The sequence below is a fragment of the Leptotrichia sp. oral taxon 847 genome, assembly GCF_001553645.1.
Taxonomy (GTDB): domain Bacteria; phylum Fusobacteriota; class Fusobacteriia; order Fusobacteriales; family Leptotrichiaceae; genus Leptotrichia.
Genome location: NZ_CP014231.1, coordinates 2,027,338 through 2,043,325 on the forward strand (window position 1 = coordinate 2,027,338; position 15,988 = coordinate 2,043,325).

The window sequence follows — 15,988 nt, forward strand, 5'->3', positions numbered from 1 at the left end:
AAGATTTTTATGAATTGAAGAAGGAGGTAAAAAAATGGTAGGAATTATCGTTGCAAGTCACGGTGAATTTGCTGCTGGTATAAAACAGTCGGCTTCAATGATTCTGGGAGAAGCTGAGTTATTGGAATCAGTTGTGTTTATGCCAAGTGAAGGACCAGATGACTTATATAAAAAAATTCAAGATGCCATTACAAAACTAGGAACAGAAGAAGTTCTATTTTTAGTTGATTTATGGGGAGGAAGTCCATTTAATCAATCTAATCGTTTTTTTGAAGAGAATCCTGAAAAGAGAGCAATTGTTGCAGGACTTAACTTGCCAATGCTTTTAGCTGCTTTATCAGAAAGAGAAGATGTAAATACAGCTCATGAAGTAGCTAAAGCAATTGTTCCAGAAGGAAAAGATCAAGTTAAGGTACGTCCTGAAGATTTGCAGCCAAAAGAAGAAGCTCCAAAAGCTGCGGCTCAAGATGATATGCCAAAAGGTGCAATTCCAGAAGGAACAGTTATTGGAGATGGAAAAATTAAATTTGTACTAGCACGTATTGATACACGTTTACTACACGGACAAGTTGCGACAAGTTGGACAAAGGCAACAAATCCAAATAGAATAATTGTTGTTTCAGACACAGTTTCAAAAGATGAATTACGTAAGAAATTAATTGAACAGGCGGCACCTCCAGGTGTACGTGCACACGTTATTCCACTTGATAAATTAGTAGAAGTTTCAAAAGATCCAAGATTTGGAAATACAAAAGCGTTATTATTGTTTGAAAATCCTCAAGATGCACTTTATGTAATTGAAAGAGGTGTTGACATTAAAGAATTAAATGTAGGATCAATGGCTCATTCTGTTGGAAAAGTTATGGTTAATAATGTACTTTCAATGGATCAAAATGATGTTGATACCTACAAAAAACTTAGAGATTTAGGTGTAAAATTTGATGTTAGAAAAGTTGCCGCTGATAAACGTGCAGATTTATTCAAATTAATTTCAGAAAAAGCAAACGAAGGATTAAAACTTTAATTTTAGGAGGATGTTATGGATTTTAATATTTTAGCAGTTATTTTAATATTAATTGTCGCATTTTTAGCAGGAATGGAAGGTATTCTTGACCAATTCCAATTCCATCAGCCAATTATTGCGTGTTCATTAGTTGGTCTTGCGACAGGACACATGAAAGAATGTATTATGTTAGGTGGAGCATTACAGTTGATGGCTCTAGGTTGGGCAAACGTAGGGGCAGCAGTTGCTCCAGATGCCGCACTTGCTTCTGTAGCTTCAGCAATTATTTTTGTTAAGGCAGGAAAATTTGATGCTGCAGGTCAAAATGTGGCGATTGGTACAGCGATTGCACTTGCAACAGCTGGATTGGTTTTAACTATGGTTGTTCGTACTTTATCAGTAGTTATTGTTCACCAAGCTGATAGAGAAGCTGAAAAAGGTAATTTCAAAGGTGTAGAATTGTGGCACATGGTTGCACTTGCTTGTCAAGGTTTGCGTATTGCTATTCCTGCTTTATTGTTGTTATTTATACCTTCTCACGTTATTCAACATGCTCTTAATTCATTGCCAAAATGGTTTACTGATGGAATGACAATAGGTGGAGGATTTGTAGTAGCAGTAGGTTATGCAATGGTAATTAACTTAATGGCTACAAAAGAAGTATGGCCATTCTTCTTCTTAGGATTTGCAATTGCACCGTTAAATGAACTTACACTAATTGCTACAGGAATTATAGGTGTCTGTGCAGCTATCATTTACTTAAATGTTACAAGTAATGGTGGCGGTGGCAATAGTGGTGGAGGAGATGGAGGTTCATCAGCTTCAGGAGATCCACTAGGTGACATCTTAAATGACTATTAATCTAAAGGAGGAATAAGAAATGGCAGAAGACAAAATAAAATCATCAAATGATAAAATAAAACTATCAAAAGCTGATCGTCGTAGTGTAATGCTTCGTTCTCAATTTTTACAAGGTTCTTGGAATTATGAACGTATGCAAAATGGAGGTTGGGCTTATTCATTAATCCCAGCATTGAAAAAATTATATCCAAATAAAGATGACGCAGCAGCGGCTTTAAAAAGACACTTGGAATTTTTTAACACTCACCCGTATATTGCTGCACCAATTTTAGGAGTAACTCTTGCTTTGGAAGAAGAAAAAGCCAACGGAGCGGCAATAGATGATGCGGCTATTCAAGGGGTAAAAGTTGGAATGATGGGACCACTTGCGGGAATAGGAGATCCGGTATTCTGGTTCACAATACGTCCAATATTAGGGGCAATTGCAGCTTCTCTTGCAACAAGCGGTTCAATTATCGCACCATTATTCTTTTTCATTATATGGAATGTAATTCGTATTGCTTTCTTATGGTACACTCAAGAATTTGGTTACCAAAAGGGTTCAGAAATTACAAAGGATTTATCAGGTGGATTGTTGCAAACTATAACTAAAGGAGCATCTATTTTAGGTATGTTTATTATGGGTATTTTGGTTGAACGTTGGATTACAATCAAATTCCCAAGAGTTATATCACGAGTTCCACTATCTGACGGAGCTTATATAAAATTTCCAAATGGTTCAGTAACTGGTTCTCAATTACAAAAAATTCTTGAAGATTTCGGAAATAAATTATCACTTTCAAATACACAGATAACAACTTTACAAGATAACTTAGATAAATTAGTACCAGGACTAGCCGCATTATTATTGACTTTCTTATGTATGTGGCTACTTAAGAAAAAAGTCAGTCCAATCTTAATTATCTTTGGATTATTCTTAGTTGGAATTGTAGGACACGCAGTTGGAATATTCTAAAAATAAAGATTGTTAAAAATTTGATCTTATATAATTAAAGGTTTGTGTACTAGTGAAAAAAAGTTGGAGCTAAAAATCCAACTTTTTTAATAATTTAAAATAAAAATAAAAACTAAAGAAATGAGGAATAAAATTGGCTATTTCAATGAATACAAAAGTACTGTTTACAACAAAGGCAAACTCTTTATCTGGAATGATTGGAAATAAAAATGGCGATGTACTTGTAGGTGATAAAGCCTTTGAATTTTACAATTCTAGAAATCCTGAAGATTATATTCAGATTCCGTGGAGTGAAATTGTGAGAGTAAGGGCACAGATGTTTTTTCGTGACAAGTATATTCGTGGGTTTTTTATTGATACAAAAAGTACTGGAACATATAACTTTGTTGTAAAAAATGCCGGGAAAACGTTAAAAACAATGCGAGATTTTTTGGGAAATGAAAAAATAGTTAGAAATAAACCTATATTTTCTCTAAAAAAATTATTTAAAAAGAAAAGTTAATTTTTAATTTATTTTATGGTTGAGACAGAGTAAAATATTTAGGGGAAATAAAAACTTCTATTTTAAGTTTCTTATTCAATCCAGAAAGTTACTAAAATAATTTTTTCTTTTTTAAGCAGAAGTGCTCATCGCCGCACCCCTGCACCCCGGCTAGTCTTCGATATTTTTATGCACTGACAAAAAACTCGCTTACGCTCAGATAGTTTTGTCAGCACATAAAAATGCTCCGATGGTTTAAATTTTACTATTATACAAAAGGTGTCGTGATTTTTTTGGAGTAAAGACGATTGTCTGAACGAAGTGAGTTTCGGCTTTACTTCAAAAAAATTCTTAGACGAGCGTGGGGATTATAAGGGGAAATGGCGGTCCTTTCCCCTTATGTAAAAAATAAAAAAATAATATTAAACAAAATAACATTTTGTAATCAAGAATAACTTAAAAAATTTAAAATTAAAAATCTGCCCCTAAAATTTTTAAACCATCTATGGTTGAAATTTTGTTGACTAGATATAAAAAAATGTGATAAAATGAATTATAAAATAGAATCTAGGAGGATTATTATGAAAAAAATACCTGAAGCAGTAGGACCTTACTCAGCATTTAGAAAAGCGGGAGATTTTTTATATATTTCAGGGCAAATTGCCATTAATCCTGAAAATCAAAAAATAGAAGCAAACACAGTGGAAGAACAGGCAAAACAAGTTCTAGAAAATATAAAAGCTATTTTGGAAAATAATGGACTTACTACTCAAAATGTCATTAAGACAACAGTTTTATTAGATAATATTGAAGATTTTGGAGCGGTTAATGAAATTTATGCAAATTATTTTGTAGAGCCATTTCCAGCTCGTTCAGCATTCGCTGTGGATAAATTACCAAAAAATGTTTTAGTAGAAATAGAAGCAATTGCTTATTGTGGCAAATAAATTTCACTTTTATGCAAGTAAACCTAAAACAAATTAGGTTTACTTTTTTTAATTAAAATTTAAAGAAATTTTTTATTGAAGGAGAAATGATGGTCGACATATTTAGTTCAATTTTAAATTACACGGTTTTTTTTGAGAGAATACACTATTTACTTGTGGTAATTTTGATAATAGTAATTTTATTATCGGACAGATCACCAAATGCTATGCTTTCGTGGATATTTACAATTTATATTTTTCCAATTGGAGGAATAATTTTATATTTTCTTTTTGGAATAAATTGGAGAAAAAATAGAATTGTTTCAAAGAAGATGAAAGGTGAAGAAAAAAAGATATTTTCCAGATTATTTAATTTTATGCAGCGGGATACGTCAGAGATTTTTAGGTCGAAAGATTTTTTTTACTACAATAAAGTTACAGATGTAAAAGAAGAAATTTTTGAGAAAATGACGCCGCAGGAAAAGTCAAGAAAGATAAAAAAACAAATTGGTATAATGCTAGAAAATATCAATATGAATGAAAGAGAACAGGAAATTGTAAAGATGCTCTACAAATCTGAAGGTACATTTTTGACGAATAACACTAGTTATAAATTGTTTTATAATGGAAAAGATGCGTTTGATTCAATTTTAAGAGATATAAAAGGTGCGAAAAAAAGTATATATATGGAGTATTTTATCTGGCGTTCGGATGAACTAGGAGAGAAAATAAAAAATTTACTTGTGAAAAAATCAAAAGAAGGTGTAAAAATAAAGTTACTTTTTGATGGCGTGGGAGCATTTAATTTGTCAAGAAAATATAAAAAAGAACTAAAAATGGCTGGAATTGAAATAAGATTTTTTTTGGATGTAAAATTTTCAATGACGAAATTAAATTATAGAAATCATAGAAAGATAACAATTGTTGACAATGAAATTTTGCACACTGGCGGAATGAATGTTGGTCAAGAATATGTTGACGGAGGTAAAAGATTTGCTAATTGGAGAGACACGAATGCGAGATTTACTGGAGAGATAACGGCACAATATCTGGCTATTTTTGTGACAGATTGGTTAAACAGCGGCGGAAAAGATGATTTTTCAAAAATTATAAAATCAGAAGCGGTTGAAGAAATAAAAGAGCAAAAACCGATAGATAAACAAAAGCTAAAATATGTAATGCAAGTTTCTTCGAGCGGTCCTGACACTGAGTGGACGACATTAAAATATTTGTATTCAAAAATGATTTCAATTGCAAAAAAAGAAATAATTATACAAAGTCCTTATTTTGTGCCAGACAGCAGCTTGATTTCACAGTTAAAAATGATGGCGCTCTCAGGAGTAAAAATAAAGATAATGGTAACAGGAGTTCCTGATAAAAAAATTCCGTATTGGATAGCAGAAACTTATTTTGAGGAGTTAATTGATGTTGGAGTGAAAATTTATCGTTATAAAGCTGGATTTTTGCACTGTAAAAATATAATCATAGATGAAAAAATGTCGACAATGGGAACTTGTAATTTTGATATGAGAAGTTTCGAAATAAATTATGAAGTAAATTCGGTATTTTTTAGCGAAGAAATTAGTCAGGATTTGAAAAAACAGTTTTTATGTGATTTAGAATTGTGTGAAAAATTTGACGAAGCGAGATTAAAAAAAGTTAATTTTTTAAAAAGGCTAAGAAATTCTATTTTTAAATTGATTTCGCCAATTATGTAAATATCGTTAATTTATTAAAAGGAGAAAAATGAAAAATAATTTTGAAAAAGATGGTATAATTTTATTAAATAAAGCTAAAGGAATCAGTTCGTTTGGAGCGATAAACTATTTAAAGAAAATTATCGGTGCTAAAAAAGTTGGTCACACAGGAACACTTGACCCGATGGCAGAAGGACTTATAATGGTGTTGATAAATAACGCTACAAAATTTTCAGATGAATTGACGAAAAGAGACAAGGAATATTATGTGGAAATGGAGTTAGGCTACGAAACTGATTCTTATGATTTAGAAGGCGTGGTTACAAGAAAATTTTCAGGTAAAATTGAAATTAGTGATGAAAAAATAGAAACAGTTATAAATGGCTTTTTAGGAAAAATTGAGCAAATTCCGCCGATGTATTCAGCAATAAAAATTGATGGTAAAAAACTGTATGATTTAGCAAGAAAAGGGATTGAAGTTGATAGAAAACCGAGAAAAGTGGAGATAAAAAATATAAGAGAAATAAAAATTGAACGGAATGAAAAAGTAAAAATATCATTTCTTGTAGAAGTTTCTAGTGGGACTTACATAAGATCACTTGTGCGGGATATAGGTGAAAAATTAGGTGTTTTTGCTACAATGACAAGATTAATTAGAACAAGAATTGGCGAATTTGTGATAGAAGATGCTATAGCAATAAGTGAAGTGGAAAAACAATTGGAGGAGTTTGAAAAAAATAGGAAAGAAAAATTTGAGAATTTCGAACCATTTGGATATTTCGCGGAAATAGAATATGTCTTGGAATATTTGGGAATTAACGTTTCAAATGAAAAATATGAAAAATTAAAAAATGGAATGACGGTACTGACTTCACACAAAAAATTTGAAAATATAAGTAAAAAATTTGGAAAAAGAATAGTAGTTTTGGTAGATCAAAAATATAAAATTTATGTGAGAGATAGAAGAACTCAAAATAGAGTTTTTCGTGGGATTGTGAAAGTTGTAAAAGTTACAGAGGACAGAATTTATTTGAAAAGAGATAAATATTTTTTATAAAAGGAGAATTTTTGTTTTATGAAAAAGGCTAGAAAATATGTATTTGATATTGAAGTATTTCCAAATTATTTTTGTGTCGTAACAAAGCAGTTGAATGGCAAAGACGTTTTTGTCATTGACTCGGACAACTTTAATCAGCAAAAGAAAAGATTGTATGACATTGTTTCAAAGAATGTGATGATTTCGTATGCAGGACATGGATTTGATGATTTAATTATAAATGAACTTTTGAGATATAAAAATAGAGTGGCTAAGAGATACATATTAAATAAAAATATTAATGAAATTCAAAATTTATATAAAGAAAAATATAAAAATGGAAAATGTGAATTTTATTCTTACGACGTTGCTGATGAGTATGACTTAAAATTGGGAGTAAAAGGTTTTGAGTTTAATTTGGGAGACAATATTGAAGAGCAGGACTTTGCAAATTTTAATAAAAATATAAAAAAAGAAAATTATGATGAAATAGTTGAAAAAGTGGTGGATTATTGTTTAAAAGATGTATTAGCTACGGAAAAAATGTATAACTACGTCATAGATAATAAAAATAACTGGGAAGAAAAAGAAAATTTATTAAATATTATAACAAAAGGAAATTATAAAAACGGTATGAAATTAAAAACTAAAATAAAATATCTTTACTACAACAATGACAAACTTTTATCACTGATTTTAAAAAATAACTTAAATATTGAGCAGCCAAGAATGATTCCAAAAAAAGTGTTTAAGATAGGGGAAGAAAGCTATTTCTTGAATGACAATGTGTACAAACTGTCAATAAAAAATGATTTTTTATATAAAAGTCTTGTGGAAAACAAGATATTTAAAAAGAATGACTTGAATATCTTAAAAAAAATTTCAAAAAATTTACTTTTACAATCTTCATATTTAAGAGGAATCATAAAAAAATATGAAAGAATAATTTTAAAAAAATTGAAGAAATACTTTAGAAAAGAAAATATTAAAGTGCTGGAGGTTTTTGAAAATGAAGTTTTTTTATTAATTGACAAAAATTTGGAAGAGTTAAAAAATAAAATGGAAAATAAATACAGTGATATTTTAGAAATAAATTACATAAATAATTTTTTAAAAGATAAAAAATCATTACTTTATGAAATTGATAAAAAAATTATAGGGACAAATGAATTTGATTATGGTGATTTAATTATTCCAAAGCAGCACATTTGGATGATAAAAGTGCTTAAAAATTACTTTTTTGACAAGGAAAACGTTGAAACTGAAATAAAAGAATTATTTTTAAAAAATCCTGATGTATTTTTTTTATATGCTTCTGTTTACGAAAGTGTTTATGCATGCAATAGCAAAGGTAAAGTAATTTATGAAGATAATGACAGGCTTAGAAAAAACAGAAAGTACAGATTATATTTTTCAAAAACTGGGAATTATAAAGTTGTAATTCAAGAGAAAAATAAATATTATAAAAAATTTGGCTTTGGAGATATAAATAGTAATTTGTACAAAGTAAAAAAAGTGGAAACGAGCGTAAATGAATTTAAAAATTATGAAGATATAGATTTATGCAGCTATATTGATTATGCAAAAAGTTATATAGATGGAAATTTTGGCGAAAACAGTAATTTTTAAAAAATAAAGTTCATAAAATGATTAAAAAAATGAAGAATTTTTAAAAACAAAAAAATTAAATAATAATAAAAAATGTTGGGAGAAAAAATGAAAGTTTTGGGAATTGATCCAGGAACAGCTATTGTCGGTTATTCGATTATTGATTATTCAAAGAAAAAATTTGATGTTTTGGATTACGGATGTATTTTTACTGAAAAAGATGAAGATATGCCAATTAGATTGGAGAAAATTTATAATTCATTAGATGAAATTATAAATCGATACAAGCCAACTGATATGGCGATAGAAGATTTATTCTTTTTTAAAAATCAAAAAACAGTTATAAAAGTTGGACAAGCAAGAGGTGTGATTACGCTTGCAGGACAAAAAAATAAATTAAATTTGTTTAGCTATACTCCACTTCAAGTGAAAATGGGAATTGCAGGATACGGTCGGGCGGACAAAAAACAAATTCAACAGATGGTAAAAATGATTTTGCACTTGGATGCAGTTCCAAAGCCTGATGATGCGGCAGATGCGCTTGCGATTGCAATTACTCACATCAATTCAAAAAATGGATTTGGTGGCTTTGAGCGAGGGGACAATATCACAAAAAAATTAGAAAAATTGAATACGGATAAAATAAAGTTATCCGATTATAAAAAATTGTTAAATAGTAAATAATGGAAATAAAAAGGTGGTAAAAAATGAATATAGTTTTATTAAATCCAGAAATTCACGTGAATACAGGTAATATAGGAAGAACTTGTGTTTTGACAAATACAAAATTACATCTAATAAAGCCTCTGGGATTTGAATTAGATGATAAAAAAATAAGAAGGGCTGGACTGGATTATTGGAAAAATGTTCAGCTTTTTGTCTGGGAAAATTTGGAAGATTTTTGGAGCAAAAATATTGAAAATAATGACAGTGCTAGAATTTATATGGCGACTACAAAAACTAAAAAGAAATATACCGATGTAAAATTCCAAAAAGATGATTATATAATGTTTGGACCTGAGTCGAGAGGAATTCCAGAAGATTTTTTGAATACTCATAAGGAAAAAAATATAACAATTCCAATGTTGCCGCTAGGGCGTTCACTAAATTTGTCAAATGCAGTTGCAATTGTTTTGTACGAAGCGTTAAGACAGATTAATTTTGAATTTGAATAATTAAAAAATATTTTTTGAGTTATATCGAATATGTGATATAATAAAAAGCGACAGAAAACAGTGAAAGGAGAAATTTCTTAAATTCAAAGTAAAATTAATTTTATAAAAAATAAATTTATTATAAATTTTGTAAATTTAAGAGCTAAGGAGTATGAAGCAATATTTAGATATGGTAAAATACGTATTAGATAATGGAACGAGAAAAAAGAATCGAACGGGAGTGGACACCATTTCTACATTTGCCTATTTTTACAAAGTTGATTTAGGTAATGGATATCCACTTTTAACCACAAAAAAAATGTATTTTAATTCAATGCTACATGAGTTGTTTTGGTATTTGTCAGGTGATGAAAATATAAGAAATTTGAGGAAAAAAACAAAAATCTGGGATGCTTGGGCTGACAAGGAAGGTAGACTTGAAACGGCTTATGGAAGATTTTGGAGAAGGTATCCTGTGCCAGAAATTTCGCTGGATGGGGAAGTTTTTGCAGATGAAAGTAATCCTTGGACAACACGGGAAGAAAATGGACAGCTTGTATTTGACCAAATCCAATACATCATTGATACATTAAAGGAAATGAAAGTAAACCCGCAGACAAAAAATGGACGAAGAATGGTAGTTGTCGCTTGGAATCCAGGAAATGCCACCATTAGTAAGTTGCCACCATGTCATTATACTTTTGCGTTTAATGTTACGGGAAATAAATTAAATTGTCATTTGACTCAAAGAAGTGGAGATATTGCGTTAGGAATTCCGTTTAATTTAGCTTGTTATTCATTGCTTACAATGATGATTGCAAAAGAATGTGGGTATGAGCCTGGAGAATTTGCTCATACGATAATTGATGCTCATATTTACGAAAATCATATTGATGGACTTTGCGAGCAGATTAAAAGAGAGCCGATGAAGTTAGCTAAAATTAAAATTGCAGATAAACCGTTTAATGAATTGACATTTGAAGATATTACGCTTGAAAATTATAAAAGTCATCCTGCAATAAAATTTGAAGTGGCGGTATAACTTTGGAGGTGGAAAGACATGTATAGCTTGATTGTCGCAGTCGGAAAAAATAATGAGATTGGAAAAGAAAATAGGCTTCTTTGGCACATTAGTGAAGATTTGAAAAATTTTAAGAAAATAACTTCTGGGAAAAAAATTATAATGGGGAGAAATACATTTGAGAGTATTGGAAAACCTCTTCCAAATCGTGAGAATGTAGTGCTTTCCAAAACAATGAAAAATGATGAAAATTCAGTTTTAGTCTACAATAATTTTTCAAAATTGATAGAAAATTTTAAAGATTTGGATGAAGAAATTTTTATTATCGGTGGGGAAAAGATATATAGAAAGTCGCTGGAAATGGGAATTATAGATAAAATGTATATAAGCTACATAGATTTTGAAGATAAAATGGCTGACGCTTATTTCCCTAAAGTAGATTTCAAAAATTGGAAAAAAGTTTTTGAGAAGAAATATGACGGTTGGAAATTTTGCATTTATGACAGAATTAAGCAGGAGAAAAATTAAGAATGCCAAAGTTAAAATTTACGAGGGAAACTATAGTTAATGCGGCTTATGATATTTTGAAAGAAGAGGGGTTTGAAAATATAAGTGCCAGAAAAATTGCAAAAAAGTTAAATTGTTCCACAGCGCCTATTTACTTTAATTTTGAGACAGTTGAAGAAGTGAAAAAAGAAGTTATTAATTTATGTAAAAAGAAACTAAATAAATATTTATATGGAAATTATTCGCAAAGAAAAATATTAAACGCTTCAATTGGATTTGTAATCTTTGCAAGAGAAGAAAAAGAGCTGTTTAAGACAATATTTTTAAATATTACAGAAAGATTTAAAAAATTGTATAACGAAACGTTGGATTACCTTTTGACTCAGGAAAGTCTTTTACTTAGTTTTCCCAATTTGACTTTTGAAGAAGGGAAAGAAACAATTAAAAAGTTGTGGTATTTTATATTTGGATATGCAACATTAGTTTGTACAAGCTTTAGTGAAGAAGAGAGAAAAAATGAAACTGATAAAGTTATTGAAGAAAAAATTATGGGAGTAGCAAAATATTTTAAAATAGAAAATTTTGAGTAAGAGAAAAATGGAGAAGATAAATTTATGAATAAATACAAATTTTTAGGAATAATTTTACATTTTTTTTACAGAGTTTTAAGTTTTACGACAAGAAAAGAATATTTTTATGAAAAAAATTCAGAAATGATGAATAATCCTAATATAATTGTCTTTTGGCACAGAAAAATTTTTACAGTTTGTAATGCGACAAGAATAATAAAAAAGAAAGCATCAATCGTCAGTGCTTCCAAAGATGGAGAGATACTTGCAGAAGTTTTGAGAAGAGAAGGAAATGAGTTAATTCGGGGTTCATCAAACAAAGATAACATAAAAAGTTTAAAAGAAGCTGTGAGATATGCAAAAAAAAATTATACGCTGGGGATTGCAATTGATGGGCCTAGTGGACCAATTTTTGAGCCTAAAGCTGGAGCGGTTTTTATAGCGCAAAAAACGGGAATGCCAATAGTTCCAGTGAGTTCTTATTGTAATAAAAAGTGGATTTTTAAAAATATGTGGGACAAATTAGAAATTCCAAAACCATTTTCCAGAAATATTCACTATGTTGGGAAAGAATTCTATTTGTCCAAAGAAGTGAAAATGGAAGATGCAATAAAAATGGTAAAAGAAAAAATACATAGTGCTGGCTACAAGGCATTTGAAATTTATGAAAAAAAATATAATAAAAATTCAAAAACACTTGAATTTAATGAGGAAAAGTTTTAAAATATAAATATAATGAAAATTAAACTGAAAATATATAGTCAAATAATTTTAAGGAGGAATGAAAATTATGTCAAAATCGTTTTATATAACAACACCAATTTACTATCCAAATGCGGCACCACACGTTGGAACGGCATATACGACGATTATTTGTGATGTTGTCGCAAGGTATAAAAGGCTGTTAGGGTATGATGTAACTTTTTTAACTGGAGTTGATGAACATGGGCAAAAAATCCAGCAGGCTGCTGAAAAAAATGGATTTACTCCGCAGCAGTGGGTTGATAAAATGTCACAAAATTTTACGACACTTTGGGAAAAACTAAATATTTCAAATACTGATTTTATAAGAACTACACAGCAAAGACATATAAATAGCGTAAAAAAAATAATAAAAATTGTAAATGAAAAAGGAGATATCTACCGTGGGGAATACAGCGGGAAATACTGCGTTTCAGAAGAAACTTTCGTTCCTGAAAATCAATTAGTTGATGGGAAATATATGGGAAAAGAAGTTATCGACGTAAAAGAAACTTCATATTTTTTCAGATTATCAAAATATGAGGATAAATTGTTGAAATACATTGAGGAAAATCCTAATTTTATCAAGCCTGAAAGCAAAAAAAATGAAGTGATTGCATTTATAAAACAAGGGTTGCAAGATTTATCAATTTCAAGAACGGTATTTGACTGGGGAATTCCGCTAGAATTGGAAGAAGGACATGTTATTTATGTCTGGTTTGACGCTTTGACTAATTATTTGACTGGAGCCAAGTATTCAGAAGACAAAGGAAGATTTGAAGATATTTGGATAAATGGGGAAGTAAATCATGTAGTGGGAAAAGACATTTTGAGATTTCACGCTATAATTTGGCCTGCCATGCTTATGTCTGCAGGTATTCCGTTGCCTCAGACAATAGCTGCACACGGATGGTGGACGGTTGAAGGGGAAAAGATGTCAAAATCACTTGGAAATGTCGTAAATCCGTCACAGGAAGTGGATAAATATGGACTAGATGCTTTTAGATACTATTTGATGAGGGAGGCAACTTTTGGACACGATGCGGATTATTCTAAAAAATCAATTGTTCAAAGAATAAATTCGGATTTAGCAAATGATCTTGGAAATTTGCTTAATAGAACGATCGGAATGCAGAAAAAATATTTTAATTTGGAAGTTGTGCTAAATGAAGATAATAAAGAAATTGACAATGAATTAAAAGATTTGTGGAACAAGACGTTAAAAGAATTAGATAGACATATGAACGAATATCAATTTTCAGAAGCGCTAAAAGATATTTGGAAATTTATTTCAAGACTTAACAAATATATTGATGAATGTGAGCCTTGGAGATTGTCAAAAGAAGAAGACAAGAGGGATAGGCTTTCAACAGTGATGTACAACTTAATAGAAGGACTTTACAAAGTTGCGATAATTGTTTCGCCATTTATGCCGCAGACGGCTCAAAAAATGTTAGATCAATTGGGATTAGTTGAAGATGTAACCAAGGATAAATTGAAAAAGTTTAAAGAATGGGGAATTTATCCGATTGGAAATAAATTAAAGGAACCTAAACCTATTTTTCCAAGAATTGATTTGAAAGAAATTGAAGAAGAAGCTGGAGAAGACGAATTTAGCTCAAATTTAAAAATAGGAAATTCAATTACAATTGATGATTTTAACAAAGTTGAAATAAAAGTTGTACAAATTATAAAAGTTTCAAAAATTGAAAATGCGGATAGACTACTAAAATTTGTTGTTGATACAGGAACTGAAAAAAGACAGATTGTGTCAGGAATTGCAAAATGGTATGAGAATGAAGAAGAATTGGTTGGAAAAAAAGTTATGGCCGTGTTAAATTTAAAGCCAGTAAAATTAAAAGGAGAAATTTCACAGGGAATGCTTTTGACAACTTCAGAGAAAAAACAGATAAAACTTGTATTTATTGATGAAAAAGTAAAACTTGGAGCGAATATTAAATAAAACTAAAAGGTTACGGGGTTACGGTTAATGTTTAATTTTGAAAGACAGGATTGATAAAATATGAAAAAATGGTTATATTTATTTTTTGTTCCATTTATATTTGTGGCGTGTTCCAATGACAGGGGATATGATTATTTGGAAAATTCCCTACTTGGTATTTTCTCAAAGCAAGAAAGTGATGACTATATAACAAAACAGCTGGAAAAAGCGATAAAATTGAAAAATAAAGAGGCTTTTGCGCTAGCACTTATATATTTGGAAGGAAATAGTGAAGAAATTTTTGATAAGTATTTAAAAAAAAGTAACGGATATGCTGAATATTTTAAAGCACTTTTATTAAAAAAACAAAATGGTAGTGAAAATGAAATTTTAGAACTTTTAGAGAGTGCTGCAAAACAAGGATTTAACAAAGCTTATTATGTAATGGGAGATATTTATGAAAATAAATTAGAATTTACAAAAGCTCAAGAGTATTTTAAAAAAGGTAAAGATAGTGGAGATTTTTTGTCTTTGCGTTCATATGAAGCTGGGAAAAATATGATGAATTATTACAAAAAGATAGAAACTTTAAATAAAAAAATGAGTGAAGGAAATATCTCAACTGATGAAAAAAAAGAGTTGGGAACATTGCTTGTGGAAAGAACACAGTATGCTGGAAAAGCTTATGATATTTTAAAGGATTTTTTGGTTGAAAATTATCCGCCTGCGCTTTATGCAAAAGCAAAAGTATTGGAAGGTGACGGAAAAACCGATGAAGCGATTAAAATATATCAAGATACATTATTTAAAAACAAATATTATTTGTCAGCTTATGAAATAGCAAAAAAATTGGCAGATGAAAACAAAAGCTATGACACTGCACTTCTACCTTTAGAAGATGTGAAAAGTGATGAAATCCTAATTAATAGTTATATGGGATTTTTATATGAAAACCTAGGTAATTTTAAAGAAGCTGAAAAATATTATTTAAAAGCAGTGGCTAAAAATGATATAGATACAATGTATTATTTGGGAAAAATGTATGAAACTCAAAATGAATTGAAAAAAGCTAAAAATATGTATACTAAAGCTTATTCTCTTGGTTCATCTGAAGCGGGAGAAAGACTAGCTTTTCTTTATGAGAATGAAGAGCAAAGTAAAAATACAGCTCAATCGGAAATTTTGAAAAATAAGGAAGCTAAAAAAATATTGGAAAGATTATCTAAAAATGATATAGACAGTGCAACAGTAGCTTTGAGTTCATATTATCCAAAAAACAGTAACAAAGTTAGAATATTAAATTTAAAAGCAGCTGTGGATCAATATCCTGAAGCATACTATAATTTGGGAGTTTATTATTTTAATAAGAAAAAAAATAAAAAATCTAAATTTTATTTTATAGCTGCTAAAAGTACAGGATTTGACATTGGAGACTTTTATGAAGCATTTTTAAAAAATTAATCAATAAAAATTAAGAAAAGAGGAGA

Annotated in this window: 16 protein-coding genes; all 16 read left to right on the top strand. The window is 29.7% G+C overall.

All coding sequences use genetic code 11. The annotated features are described in order from the left end of the window. The first annotated feature begins 34 nt into the window (after positions 1-34). Complete coding sequence (locus AXF11_RS09565; protein WP_068157633.1) at positions 35-1,024, top strand: PTS sugar transporter subunit IIB; 990 nt, start codon at positions 35-37, stop codon at positions 1,022-1,024. Between the two features lie 15 nt (positions 1,025-1,039). Continuing rightward, positions 1,040-1,864 carry a PTS mannose/fructose/sorbose transporter subunit IIC gene (locus tag AXF11_RS09570; RefSeq protein WP_018499559.1) on the top strand — a complete coding sequence of 275 codons (825 nt, stop codon included), beginning with the start codon at positions 1,040-1,042 and terminating at the stop codon, positions 1,862-1,864. A 19-nt stretch (positions 1,865-1,883) separates the two neighbouring features. Continuing rightward, the gene (locus tag AXF11_RS09575) at positions 1,884-2,819 is read left to right on the top strand and encodes a PTS system mannose/fructose/sorbose family transporter subunit IID (RefSeq protein ID WP_068157636.1); all 936 of its coding nucleotides are present in this window, start codon (positions 1,884-1,886) and stop codon (positions 2,817-2,819) included. A gap of 133 nt (positions 2,820-2,952) precedes the next feature. Then, positions 2,953-3,321: a DUF956 family protein gene (locus tag AXF11_RS09580; protein ID WP_068157641.1), complete on the top strand. Its 369-nt coding sequence runs from the start codon at positions 2,953-2,955 to the stop codon at positions 3,319-3,321. A gap of 560 nt (positions 3,322-3,881) precedes the next feature. Then, the gene (locus tag AXF11_RS09585) at positions 3,882-4,247 is read left to right on the top strand and encodes a Rid family detoxifying hydrolase (protein WP_068157644.1); all 366 of its coding nucleotides are present in this window, start codon (positions 3,882-3,884) and stop codon (positions 4,245-4,247) included. An 86-nt stretch (positions 4,248-4,333) separates the two neighbouring features. Next, positions 4,334-5,944 carry a cardiolipin synthase gene (gene cls, locus AXF11_RS09590; protein WP_335338991.1) on the top strand — a complete coding sequence of 537 codons (1,611 nt, stop codon included), beginning with the start codon at positions 4,334-4,336 and terminating at the stop codon, positions 5,942-5,944. 28 nt (positions 5,945-5,972) lie between these two features. After that, the gene (truB, locus tag AXF11_RS09595; RefSeq protein ID WP_068157650.1) at positions 5,973-6,980 is read left to right on the top strand and encodes a tRNA pseudouridine(55) synthase TruB; all 1,008 of its coding nucleotides are present in this window, start codon (positions 5,973-5,975) and stop codon (positions 6,978-6,980) included. Positions 6,981-6,998: 18 nt separating this feature from the next. Then, positions 6,999-8,588 carry a hypothetical protein gene (locus AXF11_RS09600; protein ID WP_068157653.1) on the top strand — a complete coding sequence of 530 codons (1,590 nt, stop codon included), beginning with the start codon at positions 6,999-7,001 and terminating at the stop codon, positions 8,586-8,588. Positions 8,589-8,675: 87 nt separating this feature from the next. Next, positions 8,676-9,251 carry a crossover junction endodeoxyribonuclease RuvC gene (ruvC, locus tag AXF11_RS09605; protein ID WP_068157656.1) on the top strand — a complete coding sequence of 192 codons (576 nt, stop codon included), beginning with the start codon at positions 8,676-8,678 and terminating at the stop codon, positions 9,249-9,251. A gap of 23 nt (positions 9,252-9,274) precedes the next feature. Further along, on the top strand, positions 9,275-9,742 hold the full coding sequence (locus AXF11_RS09610; RefSeq protein WP_068157659.1) for a tRNA (cytidine(34)-2'-O)-methyltransferase: 468 nt from the start codon (positions 9,275-9,277) through the stop codon (positions 9,740-9,742). A 151-nt stretch (positions 9,743-9,893) separates the two neighbouring features. After that, positions 9,894-10,763: a thymidylate synthase gene (gene thyA / locus AXF11_RS09615; protein WP_068157661.1), complete on the top strand. Its 870-nt coding sequence runs from the start codon at positions 9,894-9,896 to the stop codon at positions 10,761-10,763. Positions 10,764-10,781: 18 nt separating this feature from the next. Then, positions 10,782-11,270: a dihydrofolate reductase gene (locus AXF11_RS09620; RefSeq protein WP_068157663.1), complete on the top strand. Its 489-nt coding sequence runs from the start codon at positions 10,782-10,784 to the stop codon at positions 11,268-11,270. A 2-nt stretch (positions 11,271-11,272) separates the two neighbouring features. Continuing rightward, positions 11,273-11,839 (top strand): TetR/AcrR family transcriptional regulator, encoded by a 567-nt coding sequence (locus AXF11_RS09625; RefSeq protein WP_068157665.1) that lies wholly within the window; start codon positions 11,273-11,275, stop codon positions 11,837-11,839. A 24-nt stretch (positions 11,840-11,863) separates the two neighbouring features. Next, complete coding sequence (locus tag AXF11_RS09630) at positions 11,864-12,541, top strand: lysophospholipid acyltransferase family protein (protein ID WP_068157668.1); 678 nt, start codon at positions 11,864-11,866, stop codon at positions 12,539-12,541. Between the two features lie 67 nt (positions 12,542-12,608). Next, positions 12,609-14,522, top strand: a complete 1,914-nt coding sequence (gene metG / locus AXF11_RS09635; protein WP_068157671.1) for a methionine--tRNA ligase — start codon at positions 12,609-12,611, stop codon at positions 14,520-14,522. A gap of 60 nt (positions 14,523-14,582) precedes the next feature. Beyond that, positions 14,583-15,962, top strand: coding sequence for an SEL1-like repeat protein (locus AXF11_RS09640; RefSeq protein ID WP_068157674.1), 1,380 nt, complete (start codon positions 14,583-14,585; stop codon positions 15,960-15,962). The last annotated feature ends 26 nt before the right edge of the window (positions 15,963-15,988 follow it).

What these genes read in the sequence shown, in the direction of transcription:
- AXF11_RS09565 (WP_068157633.1), top strand. Translation starts at nt 35, where the DNA reads ATGGTAGGAATTATCGTTGCAAGTCACGGTGAATTTGCTGCTGGTATA.
- AXF11_RS09570 (WP_018499559.1), top strand. Translation starts at nt 1,040, where the DNA reads ATGGATTTTAATATTTTAGCAGTTATTTTAATATTAATTGTCGCATTT.
- AXF11_RS09575 (WP_068157636.1), top strand. Translation starts at nt 1,884, where the DNA reads ATGGCAGAAGACAAAATAAAATCATCAAATGATAAAATAAAACTATCA.
- AXF11_RS09585 (WP_068157644.1), top strand. Translation starts at nt 3,882, where the DNA reads ATGAAAAAAATACCTGAAGCAGTAGGACCTTACTCAGCATTTAGAAAA.
- cls (WP_335338991.1), top strand. Translation starts at nt 4,334, where the DNA reads ATGATGGTCGACATATTTAGTTCAATTTTAAATTACACGGTTTTTTTT.
- truB (WP_068157650.1), top strand. Translation starts at nt 5,973, where the DNA reads ATGAAAAATAATTTTGAAAAAGATGGTATAATTTTATTAAATAAAGCT.
- AXF11_RS09600 (WP_068157653.1), top strand. Translation starts at nt 6,999, where the DNA reads ATGAAAAAGGCTAGAAAATATGTATTTGATATTGAAGTATTTCCAAAT.
- ruvC (WP_068157656.1), top strand. Translation starts at nt 8,676, where the DNA reads ATGAAAGTTTTGGGAATTGATCCAGGAACAGCTATTGTCGGTTATTCG.
- AXF11_RS09610 (WP_068157659.1), top strand. Translation starts at nt 9,275, where the DNA reads ATGAATATAGTTTTATTAAATCCAGAAATTCACGTGAATACAGGTAAT.
- thyA (WP_068157661.1), top strand. Translation starts at nt 9,894, where the DNA reads ATGAAGCAATATTTAGATATGGTAAAATACGTATTAGATAATGGAACG.
- AXF11_RS09620 (WP_068157663.1), top strand. Translation starts at nt 10,782, where the DNA reads ATGTATAGCTTGATTGTCGCAGTCGGAAAAAATAATGAGATTGGAAAA.
- AXF11_RS09625 (WP_068157665.1), top strand. Translation starts at nt 11,273, where the DNA reads ATGCCAAAGTTAAAATTTACGAGGGAAACTATAGTTAATGCGGCTTAT.
- AXF11_RS09630 (WP_068157668.1), top strand. Translation starts at nt 11,864, where the DNA reads ATGAATAAATACAAATTTTTAGGAATAATTTTACATTTTTTTTACAGA.
- metG (WP_068157671.1), top strand. Translation starts at nt 12,609, where the DNA reads ATGTCAAAATCGTTTTATATAACAACACCAATTTACTATCCAAATGCG.
- AXF11_RS09640 (WP_068157674.1), top strand. Translation starts at nt 14,583, where the DNA reads ATGAAAAAATGGTTATATTTATTTTTTGTTCCATTTATATTTGTGGCG.